The 19,637-nt window shown below is 65.6% G+C and carries 17 protein-coding genes; 14 read left to right on the forward strand and 3 right to left on the reverse strand.

Going from position 1 to position 19,637, the window contains the following annotated elements:
- Nucleotides 1-20: 20 nt before the first annotated feature.
- The 7 genes from ispC to lpxA all read left to right on the forward strand — a co-directional run bounded on the left by ispC (nucleotide 21) and on the right by lpxA (nucleotide 7,901).
- A complete protein-coding gene (gene ispC, locus D579_RS0110160) occupies nucleotides 21-1,223 on the forward strand; it encodes a 1-deoxy-D-xylulose-5-phosphate reductoisomerase (RefSeq protein ID WP_018951935.1) in 1,203 nt (400 codons plus the stop codon).
- Entirely contained in the window at nucleotides 1,220-2,581 is a 1,362-nt protein-coding gene (gene rseP / locus D579_RS0110165) for an RIP metalloprotease RseP (RefSeq protein ID WP_018176724.1), read from the forward strand. The genes ispC and rseP overlap by 4 nt, the downstream gene beginning before the upstream one ends.
- Nucleotides 2,582-2,653: 72 nt before the next feature.
- A complete protein-coding gene (gene bamA / locus D579_RS0110170) occupies nucleotides 2,654-4,987 on the forward strand; it encodes an outer membrane protein assembly factor BamA (RefSeq protein ID WP_369773013.1) in 2,334 nt (777 codons plus the stop codon).
- Nucleotides 4,988-5,031: 44 nt separating this feature from the next.
- Nucleotides 5,032-5,535, forward strand: coding sequence for an OmpH family outer membrane protein (locus tag D579_RS0110175; protein ID WP_018176726.1), 504 nt, complete (start codon nucleotides 5,032-5,034; stop codon nucleotides 5,533-5,535).
- Nucleotides 5,513-6,526: a UDP-3-O-(3-hydroxymyristoyl)glucosamine N-acyltransferase gene (lpxD, locus tag D579_RS0110180; protein WP_018176727.1), complete on the forward strand. Its 1,014-nt coding sequence runs from the start codon at nucleotides 5,513-5,515 to the stop codon at nucleotides 6,524-6,526. The genes D579_RS0110175 and lpxD overlap by 23 nt, the downstream gene beginning before the upstream one ends.
- Before the next feature lie 101 nt (nucleotides 6,527-6,627).
- Nucleotides 6,628-7,122: a 3-hydroxyacyl-ACP dehydratase FabZ gene (gene fabZ, locus D579_RS0110185; RefSeq protein WP_018145583.1), complete on the forward strand. Its 495-nt coding sequence runs from the start codon at nucleotides 6,628-6,630 to the stop codon at nucleotides 7,120-7,122.
- Entirely contained in the window at nucleotides 7,119-7,901 is a 783-nt protein-coding gene (gene lpxA, locus D579_RS0110190) for an acyl-ACP--UDP-N-acetylglucosamine O-acyltransferase (protein WP_018145584.1), read from the forward strand. Before fabZ ends, lpxA begins: the two co-directional genes overlap by 4 nt.
- Before the next feature lie 66 nt (nucleotides 7,902-7,967).
- Here the strand turns inward: lpxA and lpxB are convergent, their stop codons facing one another.
- The 3 genes from lpxB to D579_RS0110205 are packed head-to-tail and all read right to left on the reverse strand — an operon-like array spanning nucleotide 7,968 to nucleotide 11,270.
- On the reverse strand, nucleotides 7,968-9,134 hold the full coding sequence (lpxB, locus tag D579_RS0110195) for a lipid-A-disaccharide synthase (RefSeq protein ID WP_018951936.1): 1,167 nt from the start codon (nucleotides 9,132-9,134) through the stop codon (nucleotides 7,968-7,970).
- A gap of 40 nt (nucleotides 9,135-9,174) precedes the next feature.
- On the reverse strand, nucleotides 9,175-10,272 hold the full coding sequence (locus D579_RS0110200; RefSeq protein WP_018951937.1) for a DegT/DnrJ/EryC1/StrS aminotransferase family protein: 1,098 nt from the start codon (nucleotides 10,270-10,272) through the stop codon (nucleotides 9,175-9,177).
- Nucleotides 10,269-11,270 carry a Gfo/Idh/MocA family protein gene (locus D579_RS0110205; protein ID WP_018951938.1) on the reverse strand — a complete coding sequence of 334 codons (1,002 nt, stop codon included), beginning with the start codon at nucleotides 11,268-11,270 and terminating at the stop codon, nucleotides 10,269-10,271. Before D579_RS0110205 ends, D579_RS0110200 begins: the two co-directional genes overlap by 4 nt.
- 119 nt (nucleotides 11,271-11,389) lie before the next feature.
- On the opposite strand from D579_RS0110205, the gene rnhB reads away from it, so the two are divergent.
- From rnhB to D579_RS0110240, 7 genes are all read left to right on the forward strand, one after another.
- Nucleotides 11,390-11,998: a ribonuclease HII gene (gene rnhB / locus D579_RS0110210; protein WP_018951939.1), complete on the forward strand. Its 609-nt coding sequence runs from the start codon at nucleotides 11,390-11,392 to the stop codon at nucleotides 11,996-11,998.
- Entirely contained in the window at nucleotides 11,995-15,468 is a 3,474-nt protein-coding gene (dnaE, locus tag D579_RS0110215) for a DNA polymerase III subunit alpha (RefSeq protein WP_018951940.1), read from the forward strand. The genes rnhB and dnaE overlap by 4 nt, the downstream gene beginning before the upstream one ends.
- A gap of 105 nt (nucleotides 15,469-15,573) precedes the next feature.
- Nucleotides 15,574-16,539: an acetyl-CoA carboxylase carboxyltransferase subunit alpha gene (locus D579_RS0110220; protein WP_018145590.1), complete on the forward strand. Its 966-nt coding sequence runs from the start codon at nucleotides 15,574-15,576 to the stop codon at nucleotides 16,537-16,539.
- A 76-nt stretch (nucleotides 16,540-16,615) separates the two neighbouring features.
- A complete protein-coding gene (gene tilS, locus D579_RS0110225; RefSeq protein WP_018951941.1) occupies nucleotides 16,616-17,812 on the forward strand; it encodes a tRNA lysidine(34) synthetase TilS in 1,197 nt (398 codons plus the stop codon).
- Between the two features lie 98 nt (nucleotides 17,813-17,910).
- On the forward strand, nucleotides 17,911-18,636 hold the full coding sequence (locus D579_RS0110230; protein ID WP_018951942.1) for an ABC transporter substrate-binding protein: 726 nt from the start codon (nucleotides 17,911-17,913) through the stop codon (nucleotides 18,634-18,636).
- Nucleotides 18,629-19,219, forward strand: a complete 591-nt coding sequence (locus D579_RS0110235; RefSeq protein WP_018145593.1) for a SiaB family protein kinase — start codon at nucleotides 18,629-18,631, stop codon at nucleotides 19,217-19,219. Before D579_RS0110230 ends, D579_RS0110235 begins: the two co-directional genes overlap by 8 nt.
- The gene (locus D579_RS0110240) at nucleotides 19,219-19,611 is read left to right on the forward strand and encodes a DUF1987 domain-containing protein (protein WP_018938619.1); all 393 of its coding nucleotides are present in this window, start codon (nucleotides 19,219-19,221) and stop codon (nucleotides 19,609-19,611) included. Before D579_RS0110235 ends, D579_RS0110240 begins: the two co-directional genes overlap by 1 nt.
- Nucleotides 19,612-19,637 lie beyond the last annotated feature (26 nt).

Below are 19,637 nucleotides of genomic sequence, written 5' to 3' on the forward strand. Positions count from 1 at the left end.
GCGAACGGACGCAGGTACCCATGAAGACGACGCACATCACCATTCTCGGATCAACCGGCAGCATCGGGTTGAGTACGCTCGATGTCGTGGCGCGTCAGCCGGAACGCTTCCGCGTGTATGCCCTGACGGCGCATTGCAATGTGGAGCGCATGCGCGCGCAGTGCCTGGCCCACCACCCGGAAGTGGCCGTGATGGTCGATCCCGATGCCGCCGAGGCTCTGCGCGCAGCTTTGGCGGCGGTCGGCTCGCGTACCGAGGTGCGGGCGGGTGCGGAGGCCCTGGCTGAGGTCGCCCGGGAACCCCGGGTCGACGCGGTGATGGCGGCGATCGTGGGCGCAGCCGGGCTGTTGCCGACGCTGGCCGCGGCCGAGGCGGGCAAACGGGTGCTGCTCGCCAACAAGGAGGCGCTGGTCATGTCCGGGGCCTTGCTGATGGATACCGTGCGCCGCTCCGGTGCCTGTCTGTTGCCGATCGATTCCGAGCACAACGCGATCTTTCAGTGCCTCCCCAATGGCTACGTCTGTGCCGAGTCGGTGACACCGCACGGGGCACGCCGGATCTGGCTCACCGCATCGGGGGGGCCGTTTCGCGACCGTCCGCTGGACAGCTTTGCCGGGATTACGCCGGACGAAGCCTGCGCCCACCCCAATTGGGATATGGGGCGCAAGATCTCGGTGGACTCGGCGACGATGATGAACAAGGGGCTCGAGGTGATCGAGGCCTGCTGGCTGTTTGCCGTGGCGCCCGCGACGATTCAGGTGGTACTTCACCCGCAGAGCATCGTGCATTCGATGGTGGCCTACGATGACGGGTCGGTGCTCGCGCAACTCGGCAACCCCGACATGCGCACACCGATCGCCCATGCGCTGGCCTGGCCCGAGCGTATGGAGTCGGGCGTTGAACCGCTGGATCTGCTCACGATGGGCAAGCTGGAGTTCTCCGAGCCGGAAGCCGCGCGTTTCCCGGCGCTCGGTCTCGCCTACGCGGCACTGGAGCGTGGAGGGACGGCCACCGCGGTTCTCAACGCCGCCAATGAAGTGGCGGTGGATGCCTTCCTGGGAGAGCGCCTGGCCTTCAGCGAGATCCCGGCGGTGATCGCCACGACCCTGGAGGCGATCGAGGCCGAGGCGGCCGATTCGCTGGAGCGCGTCCTGGGGGCGGACCGGCGGGCTCGCGAGGTCGCGAGCGAGTATGTCGCGAACGCACGACCCGTCCTGTCATGACGTTCCTGACGAGCCTGCTGGCGTTTGCGGTGGCCATTGGCGTACTGGTGACCGTGCACGAATATGGGCACTACCTCGCCGCCCGTCTGGTGGGGGTGAAGGTGCTGCGCTTCTCGGTGGGTTTCGGCCGGCCGATTTTCAAGCGCTACTTCGGGCGGGACCGGACGGAATTCGTGATTGCCGCATTGCCGCTGGGTGGCTACGTGAAGATGCTCGACGAGCGCGAGGGTCCGGTGGCGGAGGAGGAGGTCACGCGCGCCTTCAACCAGAAAGGTCTTGGGGCCCGTACATTCGTGGTGTCGGCCGGTCCGGCGGCGAATTTCCTGCTGGCGATCCTGGTATACGCCGTGATGTTCATGGTGGGCGTGGGCGGGATCAAGCCCATTCTCGGCGAGGTAGCGCCGGATACGCCGGCCGCCGAGGCGGGCCTCGAGCGGGGGCAGGAGATCCTGCGGGTGGGCGATCGTGAAGTGGCGGACTGGGAGCAGGCCAACCTGCGCCTGCTGGACCATGCGGTTCGCGGCGAGGCGGTCACCCTGCTGCTGCGCGGCACGGACGGTCGAGAGATCGAGCGGGAGGTGGATCTGCGGGATCGCCAGGCGTTGCTGGCAGAGGGGCAGTTCCTCGACAAGCTGGGGTTGCAGCCCTATCGGCCGATGCTGGAACCGCGGATCGGTGCCGTCGAGGGTGGGAGCCCGGCGGCGGCGGCCGGACTGGAGGTCGGGGATCGTGTGCTGGCAGTGGACGGCGAGCCGGTCGCGGACTGGAATCGCTGGGTCGAGGTGGTGCGTGCGCATCCAGAAGCCGATCTGCGGGTCACCGTGGAGCGCGACGGGCGCACCCTGGAACTACGTATGACGCCGGAGGCGACGGATCACGAGGGGGTGGCCATTGGCCGTATCGGCGCGGGCGTGGATACGGATCAATCGGCGGCACGGGACATGGCCGTACTGGTGCGCCAGGGTCCGGGATCGGCATTTGTCTCGGGGGCGGAGCGGACGTGGGATGTGACCGTCCTGACACTGGGCATCCTGTGGCGAATGATCACCGGGGATGCGTCGGTTAAAAATATCAGCGGACCGGTTACCATAGCCGAGTTTGCGGGGGTCTCGGCATTGATCGGGATTTCGGCGTTCCTGGGATTTCTCGGGCTGGTGAGCGTGTCGCTCGGGATCATCAATCTGCTGCCGATCCCGATGCTGGATGGCGGCCATTTGCTGTACTACGCCGCCGAGGCGGTGAAGGGCAGCCCGGTGTCGGAGCGCACCCAGATAATCGGTCAGCAGGTGGGTCTGCTGGCGATCGCGGGGCTGATGATACTGGCCCTGTACAATGATTTGACACGACTGTTCGGTTAGGCGAAGGCACACTGGAGCGCATCCCGGGTGCCTCGATCAGCCCACCGAACGGCCTATTTTTTGGCGGAGAGCATGGCGCGAAACAGCTTGAGAGGAATGGCCCTGGTCGGTTTGCTGGGCCTGGCGGGGACGGCCTGGGGCCAGGCCTACGAGATCGAGGATATCGAAATCGAGGGGCTGGAACGGATCACCGCCGGTACCGCGCTCAGTTATCTGCCCGTGCAGGTTGGGGATACCTTCGACGACAATCGCAGTCCGGAGGTGATCCGCGAGCTGTTCCAGACCGGCTTCTTCGACGATGTGGAGATCGCCCGGCGCGGGGACGTCCTCGTTGTGATTGTCTCGGAACGACCCGCGATCAACGAGATCAACTTTTCCGGTAACCGGGATATCCCCGACGAGGGCTTGCGCGAGGCGCTGGATTCGGCCGGCCTGCGTTCCGGGCGGGTATTCAACCGCACGATGCTGGACCGCATCGAGAGCGAGCTGCGCCAGCAGTATTTCGCGCGCGGGCGCTATAACGTGCAGGTCGATGTGGAGATCGTGGAACTGCCGCGTAACCGCGTGGACATCGAGATCGACATTACCGAAGGGCCGGTGGCCAAAATCCGCCAGGTCAATGTGGTGGGCAACGAGAGCTACTCGGGTCGTGAACTGACCCGGCGTTTCGAGTCCGGCGTGCCACGCTGGTGGGCCTTTTTCAGTCGGCGGGACAATTACTCGCGCGAGAAGCTCTCCGGGGATCTGGAACAGCTCCGTTCGCATTATCTGGATCAGGGTTTCCTGGAGTTCGATATCGACTCCACTCAGGTGACGCTGACGCCGGACCGGCGGGATTTGTTTATCACCATCAACGTCGACGAGGGCGATCGCTATACGGTGACGGGTGTGGATCTCGCCGGGGATTTCGTGATCCCGCGAGAGGAGCTGGAAAGCCTGATTGACGTGGACATCGATGCGCCGTTTTCGCGCAGTCAGGTGACCGAGTCCGCCGAACGGATCAGCGAACGCCTGACCCGGGAGGGTTTCGCGTTCGCCAACGTGAACCCGGTGCCCGACGTGGACGAGGACAACCGCGAAGTCGCGATCACGTTCTTCGTCGACCCGGGCCCGCGTGTCTACGTTCGGAACATCCGGATCACCGGCAATCAGAACACCGAGGAACGGGTGTATCGCCGCGAGATGCGGCAGATGGAGAGCGCCTGGTACAACGGGGCATTGGTCGAACGTTCCCGGGTGCGTGTCCAGCGGCTGCCGTTCGTCCAGAGCGTGAACGTGGAGACCGAGCGGGTCGCCGGCACCGATGACGAAGTAGACCTGAATATCACCGTGACCGAGCAGCAGTCCGGGGCCTTGTCGCTGGGCGCCGGGTTCTCGCAGAACCAGGGGCTGCTACTGACCGCGAGCCTGACACAGGACAACTTCCTTGGGACCGGCAATCGCTTCTCCACCGAGGTGAGTACCAGCAAGGTCAACCAGCTGTTCCGGATGAGCGTCACCAATCCGCACTTCACCCCCTCCGGTGCGAGTCGCGGGTTCTCCGTGTTCTATCGCAAGATCGATGCCGAGGAGGCCAACATCTCGCGGTATTCATCCAACCGCTTTGGTTTCGACGTGACCTACGGGATTCCGCTGTCGGAGTTCGACCGGATTCAGGTGCGCCCGGGTTTCGAGAACATTGAAATCGAGACGGTCGAACGCTCCAATAATCGTATCGGAACCCCGGACGAGATCATCGACGAGCTGGACGAATTTGGCGATTCCGCGAACCTCTACAAGCTGGAGACAAGCTATATTCACGACACTCGGGACAGCACGACCTTCGCTTCGCAAGGCCGTCGTCATCGGGTCGGCCTGGAAGTCACGGTGCCGGGCAGTGACCGCGAGTTCTACAAGCTCACCTATTCGGGTCAGGAGATCTTCCGGCTGTCCGATCGGTACTCCTTCAGCCTCTCCGCCGGGCTCGCGTACGCGGATGGTTACGGAGGGGATGACGTCCCGTTCTACGAACGGCTGTTTGCCGGGGGCATTCGCTCGGTCCGCGGTTACGAGGACAACCAGCTGGGCGATCTGCGACCGATCCGCGATGGTCAGGTGGCGACGCGCGATTCCAATGATGATCCCTACGGTGGGCGTTTCCGGACTACGCTGTCCGCGGAATTGTTCTTCCCGATGCCGTTTGCGGCCGACAATGATGCAGTCCGCATGAGTACCTTTGTGGACGCGGGGAATGTGTTCCATGATGTGTCGGACTTTGATACCAGCGAGTTGCGGGCATCGGCGGGTGTGGCGGTGACCTGGTTCTCGCCGGTGGGGCCGCTGAGCTTCAGCGTCGCCGAGCCGTTCAACGATCAGCCGGGTGACGAGCTGCAGCGCTTCCAGTTCCTGCTGGGGGCCAGTTTCTGAGGATGATCGATGCAAGCGCATCGGGAGGCGTCATGAGATCCGGGATGGCCTGGTTCGCGGCGGTGATTCTCGTCGCCAGCGGATGGCTGGTAGTACCCGCTGTCGCCGGGGCGCAGAACGTGGCATTCGTGACGATGAACCGGATTCTCGAGGATTCGCCGCAGGCCGAAGATGCCATGCGCGAACTGGAGCGGGAGTTTTCGCCGCGCGATTCGGAGCTGGTGGCGGAACGTGAGGAGCTGCAGCGGCTGCGTGACCGGCTGGAACGTGACGGGGACCTGATGAACCCATCGGAACGGGCGGATCTGGAGCGGGAGTTCTCGCAACGTTCGCGCGAATTCCGGCGGGCGCAGGAGAGCTTCAGCGAAGACCTGAATGTACGCCGCAACGAAGAGCTGGCCAAACTGCAGCGACGGATCAACGATGCCATCGTCGATCTCGCCCGGGAACGCGACATTGATCTGATCCTGACCGAGCGCAACGTGCTGTATGCCAGTGACCGGATCGACATCACGGACGACATCCTTGCCACAATGCAGCGAGACTGACGGCGGGTATTCGGCCCGCGAGCTGGCGGAGGCGCTGGGCGGGCAGCTCACGGGCGATGACCAACGCCGTTTCACCGGGTTGAGCGCGCTGGCCACCGCAGGCCCCTGCGATCTGAGTTTTGTGACGGACGCCGGGCGTCATGCCGAGGCCCTGGCAGCGAGTGCCGCGGGTGTCATCCTGGTACCGGTGGCCGCGGGGCTGAAATCGACGGCTTCCCGAACCCTGATCCACCTGGATGATGTCTACCTGGGCTATGCCCGAGCGAGTCAGTGGCTGGGCAGGCCACGTCGCGCCCGAGCTGCGGGTGTCCATCCGGGTGCATTTGTGGATCCCGAGTCCTCGGTTGCTCCCGACGCATTCGTGGGGCCTGGGGCGGTGATCGGCGCGGGGGCCACGGTGGGACCCCAGAGTGTCGTGGGGGCGCACTGCGTGGTGGGCGAGGGGGTGATGGTGGGGGCCGATACCTTCCTGCACCCCCGTGTGACCCTGCTTGAAGGCGTTGCGGTGGGGGATCGCTGCATCCTGCACAGTGGTTGCGTGATCGGGGCCGATGGCTTTGGCTTCGCCCCCGCGGGCGACCACGGTTGGGAGAAGATCGAACAGCTGGGCCATGTCGTGATCGGTTCCGATGTGGAAATTGGAGCGAACACGACCATCGATCGCGGGGCCTTGCGCGCGACGCGGATCGGGAGGGGTGTGAAGATCGACAACCTGGTTCATGTTGCCCATAACGTCGAGATTGGCGACCATACAGCCATCGCCGGCTGTGTGGGGATTGCGGGCAGTGCCCGGATCGGCGCGCATTGCGCAATCGGGGGCGGTGCCGGGATCCTGGGTCACCTGTCGATCGTGGATCACGTCACCATTCACGCGATGACCCTGGTCACGCGCTCCATTACGCGTCCGGGTCACTACGCCTCTGGAGTCCCGCATCAAGAGGCCCGGTTGTGGAATCGCATGCTGGCCCGACTGCGCCGTCTGGCGCGTTAGGCAAGCGAGGGGCGATCAATCGGCCCTGGTAGTAACTGGCCTTGCCGCGTGTGGGGAGGCCGAGTCGAACGTCGTATTGCACGTCCCGCGCAGCGGTCCGGATGCGGCACAACAAGATCAAGAGAAAGGACACCGGCGTGGATGACTTTAATGTCCAGGAGATCATGCGCTACCTGCCGCATCGTTACCCGTTCCTGATGGTGGATCGGGTGCTGGAGTGGGAGGCGGGCAGCTATCTGACGGGGATCAAGAACGTCAGCATCAACGAACCGTATTTCCAGGGGCACTTCCCGATCAAGCCGGTGATGCCCGGGGTTCTGATCCTCGAGGCCCTGGCACAGGCCACCGGCCTGCTCGCGTTCAAGACCGAAGAGGCGCGTAACGAGAACCAGGACAAGCAGCAGTTGTACCTGTTTGTCGGGATCGACGAGGCGCGCTTTCGGCGCCAGGTGGTACCCGGGGATCAACTCCATCTGCGGGTGGATCTGAAGCGTACGGTGCGGGGTATCTGGCGCTTCGACGCGGTCGCGAAGGTGGGCGACGACGTGTGCGCCACGGCGCAGCTCATGTGTTCCGGTCAGGAAATCCCGGCGTGATCGATCCGCGAGCGGACGTCCACCCGAGCGCCGAGATCGACAGCTCGGTGACGATCGGGCCGTTCTCGGTCATCGGTGCCAATGTGAAGATCGGCGCGGATACCTGGGTGGGCCCGCATGTGGTGATCAACGGACCGACCGAGATCGGGCGGGAAAACCGAATCTTTCAGTTCTCCTCGATCGGGGAGGAGCCACAGGACACCAGCTATCGGGGTGAACCCACGCGGCTGATCATCGGCGATCGCAATGTGATTCGGGAGTCGGTAACGCTGCACCGCGGAACCGAGAAGGGCCTGGGTGAGACGGTCATCGGGCACGACAACCTGATCATGGCGTATGTCCACATCGCGCACGACTGCACCATCGGGAACGGCATCATCTTCTCCAATGCCACTTCCCTTGCCGGGCACGTGGAGATCCAGGATCACGCAACGCTGGGTGGGTTCACCCTGGTACATCAGTTCTGTCGCGTCGGCACCTACGCCTTCACCAGCATGGGTGCAGCGCTGAACCGTGACCTCCCGCCGTATTGCCTGGCGAGCGGCAACTATGCGCGGCTGATCGGGATCAACAAGGTTGGCCTCAAGCGCAACGGTTTCTCCAATGACGCCATTCAGGCGCTACACCGGGTATTCATCCAGGGAATGCGTGGACGCGCCGGGCGCGAGAGTCATCTGGACGCCATGTTCGAGGAGACCGAGGTGCCCGAAGTGCGCAATCTGATCGGTTTCGTGCGCGGCAGTCGTCGCGGCATTCTGCGCGGCGGTCGTCCGCACTGACGCGGTCGCCGCTGGGCAGGACCCTGCGTGCTGCCCAAGCGTTTGCCCCCAAACGAACCGTCGCCCTTAGATCGGCTTCTCGCTGTCCCTTAGTTGGTCGTGGTGCAGGAGTTCCTGCGCCATTTCGGCCACGCGGCGGTCGGCTCCACCATTGCCCAGGCGATCGCGTACCTGCGCCAGGCGATCGCGCATCGCTTCCAGGGCCGCGGGGCGGTCGAGCAGATCCGCGGCGTCGCGGGCCAGGCGCTCGGCGGTGGCCTGCTGTTGCAGGTACTCGGGCACCAGGCGCTCGCCGCCCACGATGTTGACCAGGGCGATATTCTCGACCCGCACGAGACGCGAGAAGACGGCGTGGCTCAGGGTGCCCATGCGGTAGAACACCAGCATCGGGGCCTGAAGCAGACCGGCCTCCAGGGTTGCCGTGCCCGAGGCGATCAGCAATAGATCCGCCCCCGCCATCAGGGAGTGGGTGGCGGTGTCGCCGCCCACGAAATGGACGGGGAGATCGTCACAGGTGGCGAGGGCCCCCAAGTGTTCCGTGGTGACCCCCGGCGCCATGGAGGCCACGAACTGGATGTCCGGGTGCGATACGTGGAGGCGGCGGGCGGTGTCCACGAGCATGGGCCAGTGGCGCTTCAGTTCGCCGTTGCGGCTGCCGGGGAGAAGACCGACCAGGCGCGTATTGGCCGCGAGGCCAAGCTGTTCGCGAATCGGCTGTTTGGGCGGCTGCACCCGGTCCACAAGCGGGTTACCGACATAGCGTACTGGCACCCCGGCCTTCTCGTAGACGTCGGTCTCGAAGGGAAAAAGTACCGCCATCGCGTCCACGCTGCGCTGGATGCGTTTGATCCGGCCGGAACGCCACGCCCACAGTTGCGGGCTGACATAGAACAGCACGCGGATACCGAGGCGGCGGGCGTGGGCGGCCAGGCGCAGGTTGAACTCCACGTAGTCCACCAGGACCAGCAGGTCCGGGCGTTGGGTCTCCAGGTGCTGGCACATGCGCCGGAACAGGCGGCGCAGGCGCGGGTAGTTGACCAGCACATCAACCAGGCCCACCACGGCCAGTTCGGAGACGTCGATCAGGGTGTCGACCCCGGCGGCGCGCATCTGCGTCCCGCCCATGCCCGTGTAACGGAGACCGGGCTCCAGCCCCGAGAGTTCGTGGACCAGCCCCGCCCCGAGTGCGTCACCGGAGCTCTCGCCGGCGCAGATCACGACATGCTGCGTCATGACCGGTTGAGGCCCCCTGTGGAAGCGATGTCGCGTGGCGTCACGCGAGGGCGGCGCGGATCTTCCCGCAGATCATGTCGATGGTCGCATCCTCGAGTTCCGGGAACACCGGCAGCGACAGACAGCGCGCAGCGACGTCTTCGGTGACGGGCAGCGATTCCGGCCGGTTCGGGAGATCGGCGAAGGCCTTTTGCTGATGCAGGGGTACCGGGTAGTAGATCGCGCAGGCCACGTCCGCGGCCTTGAGGGCCTCCATGATCGCGTCGCGATGATCGGTCAGCAGCGTGTACTGGTGGTAGACGTGGACCCCGATGCCGTCCTCGAACGGAACCTCGACCGGCAGCCCGGCCAGGCCGTCGCGATAACGTGCCGCCACCCGGCGGCGTTCGGCGTTGTAGGTGTCGATATGCGGCAGCTTCACCCGCAGGATCGCCGCCTGCATCTCGTCCAGCCGGCTGTTGTAGCCGATCTCGTCGTGGTAGTAGCGCACGCTGGAACCGTGGTTGCGCAATCGGCGCAGGGTATCGGCGGCAGACGGGCAGTTGGTGGTCACCAGACCCCCGTCGCCGAAGGCCCCGAGGTTCTTGCTGGGGAAGAACGAAAAACAGCCGAAGGCGGTGGCCGCGCCGGTCTGTACGCCATCGACCGTCGCGCCGAAGGACTGTGCGCAATCCTCGACGATCATCACCTTGTGTTTCTCGGCGATGGCCTGCAGGCGCGGCATGTCGGCCGGCTGGCCGAACAGGTGGACCGGCAGGATCGCGCGGGTGCGCTCGGTGATGGCCGCCTCGACCTGGTCCGGGTCGATGTTGAAGGTCCGCGGGTCGATGTCCACGAATACCGGGTCGGCCCCGACATAACGGATGGCTTCGGCGGTGGCAATGAAGGTAAACGGGGTGGTGATGACCTCGTCGCCCGGGCCGATGCCGGCCGCGGCCAGCGCCAGATGCAGGGCATCCGTGCCGGAGGCACAGGTGATCGCGTGTTCCACGCCCAGGTACTCGGCGAGCTCCTGTTCCAGGGTCTGGACGTTGGGGCCGAGGATAAAGCGCGCACCGGCCAGCACGTCCTGTAGCGCGGCATCGATTTCGGGGCGCAGGGTCTGGTACTGGCGCTGCAGGTCGACCATCGGGATCACGGCTTGACTCCTTCGAGGTGGCTGTGCGGACCGTCGGCCCGGCTCATGATGTTCAGGTTCTCGTAGACCAGGTCGGTGATGCGGCTGGCCGTTTCCAGGGCCCGCTGGCCGTCACGGCCGCTGACCACGACCGGCCCCTGACCGCGCACGGCGGCGACAAAGGCCTGGATCTCGGCCAGCAGGGCATCCGCCTCGTCGAAGACACTCTCCGTGCGGTGAATCGCAGGGGCTCCCGTCTCCGGATCGGGTGCGCCAATATGGTTCAGCGACAGGATGCGGTTCTGGAAGTCCACCGAGGCGTAGGCATGTGACTGGAAGATGCGCATGCGCCGCTCGGACTTGGTGCTGATGCGACTGGAGGTCACGTTGGCTACGCAGCCGTCCGCGAATTCCAGCCGGGCATTGGCGATGTCGATGTCGCCGGTCAGCACGCGTGCGCCGGAGGCGCGAATCTCGGTCAGCGGGGCATCCACCAGCGACAGGATGATGTCGATGTCGTGGATCATCAGATCGAGCACGACCGACACGTCGGTGGCGCGCGGCTTGTAGGGTGCCAGGCGGTGCGACTCGATGAACCGCGGGTGCAGCGGGGTCTCGGTCAGTCGGCGTAGCGCGGCATTGAAGCGTTCCAGGTGCCCGACCTGGAGGACCACGCCCTGTTGCTCGGCGATCCGGTTCAGCGTCTCGGCCTGCTCCAGGGTGGCGGTAATCGGCTTCTCGACCAGAACATGACAACCGGCCTCGAGGAAGTCCCGGGCGATGTCGAAGTGCAGGGTGGTCGGCGCGGCGATGGAGACCGCATCGACCTGACCGATCAGGGCGCGATGGTCGGTCTCCGCGCGGCAGCCGTGCTCCGCCGCGACGCGGCTGGCGGTTTCGGAATCGGCATCGACTACGGCAACCAGTTCGGTGTCCGGCAGCGCGGCGTATTTGGCGGCATGCCATTTGCCAAGATGGCCCACGCCGATGGCGGCGCAGCGTAACGGAGATTGGGACATGAGTAGGCTCGGATCCGGAGGGGGTGTGCTAGGATTTTCGGCGCTATTGTAACGGATCCCCGGCGCGGCGCATGTTCGCGTTCGGGCGATTGCCCGCAGTTCACCGTGGTGGAGACTCCATGTCCGATTTAGAGGCAGCGCAGCGCTACGTCGCCGGCGTGGACGAAGTGGGGCGCGGGCCGCTGGCCGGGCCGGTCGTGGCGGCCGCCGTCATCCTGCCGGAAGGCTACACCTGCCCCGGCTTGACCGACTCCAAGAAGCTCAGCGCGAAACGCCGCGAGACGCTGGACGTGCAGATCCGTGCCGACGCGCTGGCATGGTCGCTGGGCCGGGCCGATGCGGCGGAGATCGATGAACTGAACATCCATCATGCGACGCTGCTCGCCATGCAGCGGGCGGCGGCCGGGCTCGCCATCGCGCCGGCACATCTGCTGGTGGACGGGCGCTTCACACCGCAGGGTCCCTGGACTGCCGAGGCGATCGTCGGCGGGGATGGCTCGGTGGCTGCGATCAGCGCCGCCTCCATCGTCGCGAAGGTGGCGCGCGACGGCTGGTTGCGCGATCTGCATCAGGACTACCCCGATTACGGCTTCGACCGCCATTCCGGCTACCCCACGGTGGCGCATCGCGAGGCCCTGGAACGGTTGGGTCCGTGCCCGCAACACCGCCGTAGTTTTGGCCCGGTCGCGCGTGCGCTGGCGGCGCGTGAACAGGAGATGGGGGCATGAGCGAAGGCCATACCGGTTTCGTGCACCTGCGGGTGCATTCGGAGTATTCCCTGATCGACGGGCTGGTCCGCCTGAAGCCACTGGTGAACGCGGTGGCCGAGGGCGGGATGCCGGCCGTCGCAGTGACCGATCACTGCAACCTGTTCGGGCTGGTGAAGTTCTACCGTGCAGCGATCGCAAAGGGTGTACAGCCCATCATCGGTGCGGACGTTCTGGTGCGCGATGCCCGCGCCGACGGCAGCCTGGCACGCATGACCCTGCTGGCGCAGAACGACCCGGGTTACCGCAATCTGACCCGGCTGATCTCGCGCGCCTGGCAGGAAGGTCAGGAGAAGGGCATTCCGCGAGTGGACTGCGCCTGGCTGGATGCGGCCGCCGAGGGTTTGATCGCATTGTCTGGCGGGATCGACGGGTTATTCGTGAACGGTTCGGGGGCCGCGCGCGCGCTATTGGCCGAGGATCTCGAGCCGTGGATGCAGCGCTTCCCGGGTCGCTTCTATCTGGAACTGGTGCGCAGCGACCGCCCGGGCGAAGAGGCCTGGATCGAACAGGCGCTGGCCGCGGCCGAGGCGTTCGATCTGCCGGTGGTGGCCACCAATGATGTTCGCTTCCTGCGGCCCGAGGACTTCGAGGCCCACGAGGCGCGCGTCTGCATCCATGACGGCGTGACTCTGGACGACCCACGGCGCCCGCGCCGTTACTCGGAGGCGCAGCACCTGCGTACCCCGGAGGAGATGGCGGAGCAGTTCGCGGATATCCCGGAGGCCCTGGCCAACAGTGTGGCGATCGCGCGACGCTGTTCGGTGAGCCTGACCCTGGGCGAGTCGGTCCTGCCGGACTTCCCGGTCCCCGAGGGCTATACCGTGGAAGATCACCTGCGCGAGACCTCGGCGCAGGGGTTGGCGGGTCGCCTCGAGCGCTTCTGCTTCGCGCCGGCGGCGGATTACGAGGCGCGCTTGCAGCGCGAGCTGGATGTGATCTGCCAGATGGGCTTCCCCGGGTACTTCCTGATCGTGGCGGACTTCATTCAGTGGGCCAAGGACAATGGCATCCCCGTGGGCCCGGGTCGTGGCTCCGGTGCGGGGTCCCTGGTGGCCTATGCACTGGGTATTACCGACCTGGATCCATTGCGTTACGATCTTCTGTTCGAGCGATTTCTCAATCCCGAACGTGTCTCCATGCCCGACTTCGATGTCGATTTCTGCATGGAGCGGCGCGACGACGTGATCGACTACGTCGCCGAGCGCTACGGGCGCGACAAGGTCTCGCAGATCATCACCCACGGCACCATGGCCGCCAAGGCGGTGGTGCGCGACGTCGGGCGTGTGCTGGGCCATGGCTACGGTTTCGTCGACCGCATTGCCAAGCTGATCCCGTTCGAGCTGGGGATGACCCTGCAAAAGGCCCTGACCGAGAGCGCGGACCTCAAGACGCAGTACGACGAAGACGAGGAGGTGCGCGCGATCATCGATCTCGCGCAGAAGCTGGAGGGGCTCACCCGGAACGCGGGCAAGCATGCCGGCGGGGTGGTGATTGCGCCGTCGGCGCTGACCGATTTCTCGCCGCTGTACTGCGAGGACGACGGCGGCTCGCTGGTGACCCACTTCGACAAGGACGACGTCGAGGCGGTCGGCCTGGTGAAGTTCGACTTCCTCGGTCTGCGCACGCTCACCATCATCGACTGGGCGGTGGACAACGTCCGCAAGATGGATGCCGCGGTACAGGTCGATCTCGATGCCATCCCTCTGGATGACGCCGAGACCTTCCGGCTGCTGAAGGACTATCAGACCACCGCCGTGTTCCAGCTGGAATCCGGTGGCATGAAGGACCTGATCCGCCGCCTGCAGCCGGACAGCTTCGAGGAGATCATCGCGCTGGTGGCGCTCTACCGCCCGGGCCCGCTGCAGTCGGGCATGGTGGACGACTTCATCGACCGCAAGCACGGTCGTGCCCAGGTGGAATACCCGCATCCGGATCTGGAACCCATTCTCCAGCCCACCTACGGCGTGATCCTGTACCAGGAGCAGGTCATGCAGATCGCCCAGGTGCTGGGCAATTACACCCTGGGTGGTGCGGATCTGTTGCGCCGCGCGATGGGCAAGAAGAAGCCCGAGGAGATGGCCAAGCAGCGCGAGATCTTCCTGGAAGGCGCGCTGGGGCGCGGGGTGGACGAAGGGGTCGCGACCTACATCTTCGACCTGATGGAGAAATTCGCGGGCTACGGCTTCAACAAGTCGCACTCCGCGGCCTATGCCCTGGTTGCCTACCAGACCGCCTGGCTCAAGGCGCATTATCCGGCGCCGTTCATGGCGGCGGTGCTGTCCGCGGACATGGACAACACCGACAAGGTGGTGGGGCTGATCGAGGAATGCCGCAACATGGGCCTGGAGGTCCTGCCGCCAGACGTCAATCAGTCGGACTACCGCTTTACCTGCCACGACGCGCAGACCGTGGTCTATGGCCTGGGCGCGATCAAAGGCGTCGGGGAGTCGGCCATCGACACCCTGCTAAAGGCGCGCGGCGAGGGCGGTGAATTCCACGGGCTGGTGGACCTGTGCCAGCGGGTGGATCTCGGCAAGCTGAACAAGCGTGTGCTGGAGACGCTGGTGCGCGCCGGCGCGATGGATCGGATCGGCGCCAACCGTGCGACGCTGCTGAACGACATCCCGATGGCGGTCGCGGCAGCCGAACAGAGCGAGCGCAATGCCAATCTGGGTGTGGTGGACCTGTTCGGGGATCCGGCCGCGGCCGTGATCCCGGATAGCGCGACCCTGGCCGAGATGGAGGACGACGATCGTCTGCGCGGCGAGAAGGACACCCTGGGGCTTTATCTGACCGGCCACCCGGTGGAGCGCTACCGCGCCGAGTTGCTGCGCCTGACTGGCACCACGCTGCAGGCGCTGGAGGCCAAGCTGGAGGATCGCCCGGACGAGCCCCAGGGCCAGAAATGGCGGGGCAAGCAGGAGACCGTGCGCATCGCCGGTCTGATCGTCGGGGTGCGGGTGCGCAACACGCAGAGCGGGCGCATGGGCATCGTCACCCTGGACGACCGCAGCGGGCGGGCCGAGGTGGTGTTGTTCAACGACGACTTCACCACCTACAAGGACCGTCTGGAGCCGGATGCCCTGCTGGTCGCGGAGGGCACGGTCACGCTCGACGACTATGCCGGCGGGATCCGCATGCGGGCCCGTACCGTGTACAGCCTGGACGAAGCTCGGGTCCAGTGGGCCCGCGCGCTACACCTGTGCCTGGAAGGGGTGGTTCCCGAGCAGGTGGCCCATCTGCGCGGGCTGATGGAGCCGCATCGTGAGGGGCCTTGCCGTGTGCACCTGTGCTATCGCCGTGACGGGCTGGAGGCGGATATCAGCCTGCCGGAGGGGTGGACCATCCGCCCGGACGAGCGGCTGTTGCGTGGCATTCAGCAGTCCCTGGGTCCGGGTTGCGAGGCCGAGGTGCTCTACGGCCGATAGCTGGAAACAAGGCGTCGCCGCACCTGCATTGGAGCGGGGATCGCCGCAATTGGTTACAATTCGCGTCCTTCGTCGGTATCCACAACCAAGTCTTCGGGACCCTGCATGAATCCGGACTTTCTCGACTTCGAACAGCCCATTGCCGAACTGGAAGCGAAGATCCGCGATCTGCGCTACGTCGGCGACGATGCCGAGGTCAACATCCAGGAAGAGATCCAGCGCCTGGAAGGCAAGTGCCGGTCTTTGACCGAGAGCATCTTCGCCAAGCTGACCCCGTGGCAGGTCTCGCAGATGTCGCGGCATCCGCGGCGACCCTACACCCTTGACTACATTCCCGACTTGTTCGACGAGTTCGAGGAACTGCACGGCGACCGTGCCTTTGGGGACGACCCGGCGATCGTGGGCGGCGTGGCGCGCCTGGACGGGCGGCCGGTGATGCTGATCGGGCACCAGAAGGGGCGCCAGACCCGCGACAAGGTCTACCGCAATTTCGGCATGCCGCGCCCGGAGGGCTACCGCAAGGCCCTGCGCTTGATGGAGATGGCCGAGCGCTTTCGCATGCCCGTGCTCACTTTCATCGACACGCCGGGTGCCTACCCGGGCGTGGGGGCGGAAGAACGCGGCCAGAGCGAGGCCATCGCGCGCAACCTGCGAGTGATGGCGCGCCTCGACACGCCGATCATTGCCACGGTGATCGGCGAAGGCGGCTCCGGTGGGGCCCTCGCGATCGGGGTGGGCGACGCCACCCTGATGTTGCAGTACTCGACCTACTCGGTGATTTCGCCGGAGGGCTGTGCCTCCATCCTCTGGAAGAGCGCCGAAAAGGCCTCGGAGGCCGCGGAGGCCCTGGGCATCACGTCGGAACGCCTGCGCGAGCTGGGGCTGGTGGACCGCATCGTGCCGGAACCCCTGGGCGGTGCCCACCGCGATCCCGACACCATGTCCTCCAGTCTGCGCGCCGCGCTTCTGGAAACCCTGGACGGCCTGGAAGGGCTGGACCCGGGCAAGCGCCTGGAGCGGCGCTATCGCCGGCTGATGGATTACGGTGCCTTCCAGGAAGCCGCTTCCTGATCCCGGTGCCGGGGCGCTCGATCCTGTAGCCGCGGCGCTGCGGGACTTCCTCCAGGCGCATCCCGGCTATCGCCAGGTGCGCATCGCCTTCAGTGGCGGTCTCGACTCGACCGTGCTGCTCCACGCCGCGGTGCGCCTGGGTACCCCCAACCTCGAGGCCATGCACGTGGATCACCGCCTGCGTCGGGACTCCGGTGAGCAGGTCGAGCACTGCCGCGCATTCGCGCAGGCACTGAACTGCCCGTTCCGGCTCCGTACCCTCGGCTCACTCGACACCCGTGCCCTCGGTGTGGAGGCCGCGGCGCGCGAGGCACGCTACGCGATGCTGCGCGAAGGGCTGGGCGAGACGGGCATCATCCTTGCCGCGCAGCATGCGGACGATCAGGCCGAAACGTTCCTGCTGGCTGCCCTGCGTGGCAGCGGTCCCGAAGGGCTGCAGGCCATGCGGCCGCTGCGCCGCGAGGGCGAGACCTGGCTGGGGCGACCCTTGCTGGGCCTGCCCCGCGAGGCGCTGGCCGCCTTGGCGGAGCAGGAGGGCCTCGACTGGTATGACGATCCCAGTAATGAAGATCCTCGATTCGACCGCAATTTCCTGCGCCAGTCGGTGCTGCCCTTGTTGCAGGAGCGATTTGATGGCGCGGCCGGGCTGGCGCGCGCTGCTGCCTGGCAGCAGGAGGCGGTCGGCCAGCTCCGTCAGCATTTCGGCGAGCTTCTGGAAGAAGTGCGGGATCCGCTGACCGGCAGCCTGGACCTCCAGGGTTTGCGCGGGCTCGACGCGGATAACCAGCGTGGCCTGCTGCGGCACTGGCTGCGCGAGCAGGGCCTTCGTCCGCCCGGCCACGACCGCCTGGGTGAATTCCTGCGCCAGGTCCTGGTGGACAACCCGGAGGCCTCCCCCGCCGTGGAATGGGATGGCGGATGGATGCGGCGTTATCGCGATCAGCTGCACGCCGGGCCGAAGGAGGAGGCTGCGGGCCCGCCGCCCGAACAGCCCTGGCCAGCCGATCAGTCGGAACTGATTCTGGCAGACGGACGCCGCCTGACCCGGGAGATGCTGCCGCGGCTCGGCGTGGACCGCGAGGCCGCCCTCACCGTTAGCTATCGAAGCGGGGGCGAGGTGGTCGCGACCCCCGCCGGGCGCCGATCCCTGAAAAAGCTGATGCAGGAGCGCGGGATCGCCCCCTGGGAACGCAGCCGGATTCCGCTTTTGCGTCAGTTGGATGGAGCGATTGTGGCGGTGCTCTGGCCCGGGTTGGTTCACGCTGGGAGTTGACGCGCCCGTCCAAATCGGACAATTCTTGGGTCGTATTCAGGGGTGCGGGTGAGCGGTACGTGACAGGTTTCGCGGCACAGTGCGGACGACGTACGGGCATGGGGGTGCTGGCGGCCGGGATGCTGCTGGCCGCGCCTCTGGCCGCGGATTCGCTGATGCTCACGACCGAGAGCTACCCCCCGTTCAATTTCGAGACGGAAACCGGCGAGCTGGACGGGATCTCGATCCGGGTGATGGATGCCCTGCTGGATGTCGCACAGGTGGACGCCGAGATCCGCCTGCTGCCGTGGAGTAGGGCCTATGCCGAGGCTCAGTCGGAACCCGGTACCTGCGTCTTTTCCACCACGCGCACCTCCGAACGTGAAGACCTGTTCACCTGGGTCGGTCCTCTCGTGGAAAACCAGTGGCATGCGTTCGTGCTTGAAGATGCCAAGGTGGATGCGCAGTCGCTGGAGGATCTGGAACGCTACCGCGTCGGGGGCTATCGAGACGATGCCGTGGCGCTCTTCGTGGAGGGCCGGGGCATCCCCGTGGATACCGCACCGAATGACCGGCTGAATGCGCGCAAGCTCGCGGCCAACCGGATCGACGTATGGGTCAGCGGCGAGCATCTGGCCCCCTGGTATGCCCGCCAGGAGGGGATCGGGGAACTCCGGTCCCTGTTCGCGTTCAACGATACCGTGATGTCCCTGGCCTGCCACCCGGAAACCGCGCGAGCCCCGCTGGACCGCATGCAGGAGGAACTGGATGCGATGCGCGCGGACGGGCGCTATGCGGCCATCGTGCAGGATGTCCTGGACAGTAATGGAGAGCGCAATGACTGACGCAGCCGAGGCCCGGACGGAATCGTCGGCCCTGATCGCCGAGGAGGTGCTGGGCTTTCAGCGCAACATGACGCGGCGCGGCATCATCTTTTCGTTCACTGGCTACATTTCCGAGGGCATCCTGAAGGCCCTGGGGGATGCGCTGCGGCAGAAAATCCGACTGGAGTCCACCGATACGAAGACCGTGAACCGCGTCTTCTCCGTGTTCGTGGAACAGGTGCAGAACGTGATTCGCTATTCAGCCGAGCGTATCGAGCACGATGCGGAGCCCCCCGTCGAGCTGAGCTCCGGGATGATTACCGTCGGGTCGGAAAACGGCCGCTTCTTCGTTATTTGCGGCAATGTGATCGGGCGCAAGGATGCCGACACCCTGGCCGTCCGCCTGCGTGAGCTCGCGGGCATGGACAGCGATGAGTTGCGCCGCTTTTACAAGGAAAAGCTGCGGGAACCACCGGACGAAGGCAGCAAGGGCGGCAGTATCGGCCTGATCGAGATCGCACGCCGCGCAAGCGAGCCCATCCAGTTCGACTTTCAGCATCTCTCCGATGCGCAATCCTATTTTGTCCTGAAGGCCTATATCTGATGGCAGTCGTCGAGACCATTGAACACGAGGCAACCGACCGGACCCCGGCTGTCGTTTTCGATTTCGCGGCGGGGCAGTACCGGCTGTCCGGCGAGTCGTATCCGGAAGATGCCGCGAACTTCTACGGTCCGCTGACTCAGGGGTTGCGGCAGGCGGTCGAGGACCGGGCCAGCGACGAGGTGGAGTTCACCGTGGAGATGATCTACTTCAACAGTTCGACTGCGAAGGCCTTGATGAACATGTTCCAGATCCTGGAAGACGGCGCCGAGTCGGGTCTGAACGTACGGATCAACTGGTGTTACCACGATGACGACGAGACCATGGAGGAGTTCGGCGAAGACTTCTCCGAAGATTTCGAACACGCTGACTTCCGAATGTGTCCGCTGACATGAAGGCCCCCTCCCGAGACGACCCGATG

The organism is Thioalkalivibrio sp. AKL12 (genome assembly GCF_000377925.1).
GTDB classification, from domain to species: Bacteria; Pseudomonadota; Gammaproteobacteria; order Ectothiorhodospirales; family Ectothiorhodospiraceae; genus Thioalkalivibrio; species Thioalkalivibrio versutus.

Coding starts and splice junctions, on each gene's coding strand:
- D579_RS0110205 (WP_018951938.1), bottom strand. CDS start 11,270: ATGTCCCAATCTCCGTTACGCTGCGCCGCCATCGGCGTGGGCCATCTT.
- lpxB (WP_018951936.1), bottom strand. CDS start 9,134: ATGACGCAGCATGTCGTGATCTGCGCCGGCGAGAGCTCCGGTGACGCA.
- rnhB (WP_018951939.1), top strand. CDS start 11,390: ATGTCCGATTTAGAGGCAGCGCAGCGCTACGTCGCCGGCGTGGACGAA.
- D579_RS0110230 (WP_018951942.1), top strand. CDS start 17,911: ATGGGGGTGCTGGCGGCCGGGATGCTGCTGGCCGCGCCTCTGGCCGCG.
- D579_RS0110175 (WP_018176726.1), top strand. CDS start 5,032: ATGGCCTGGTTCGCGGCGGTGATTCTCGTCGCCAGCGGATGGCTGGTA.
- D579_RS0110240 (WP_018938619.1), top strand. CDS start 19,219: ATGGCAGTCGTCGAGACCATTGAACACGAGGCAACCGACCGGACCCCG.
- D579_RS0110235 (WP_018145593.1), top strand. CDS start 18,629: ATGACTGACGCAGCCGAGGCCCGGACGGAATCGTCGGCCCTGATCGCC.
- dnaE (WP_018951940.1), top strand. CDS start 11,995: ATGAGCGAAGGCCATACCGGTTTCGTGCACCTGCGGGTGCATTCGGAG.
- ispC (WP_018951935.1), top strand. CDS start 21: ATGAAGACGACGCACATCACCATTCTCGGATCAACCGGCAGCATCGGG.
- D579_RS0110220 (WP_018145590.1), top strand. CDS start 15,574: ATGAATCCGGACTTTCTCGACTTCGAACAGCCCATTGCCGAACTGGAA.
- rseP (WP_018176724.1), top strand. CDS start 1,220: ATGACGTTCCTGACGAGCCTGCTGGCGTTTGCGGTGGCCATTGGCGTA.
- bamA (WP_369773013.1), top strand. CDS start 2,654: ATGGCGCGAAACAGCTTGAGAGGAATGGCCCTGGTCGGTTTGCTGGGC.
- fabZ (WP_018145583.1), top strand. CDS start 6,628: ATGCGGCACAACAAGATCAAGAGAAAGGACACCGGCGTGGATGACTTT.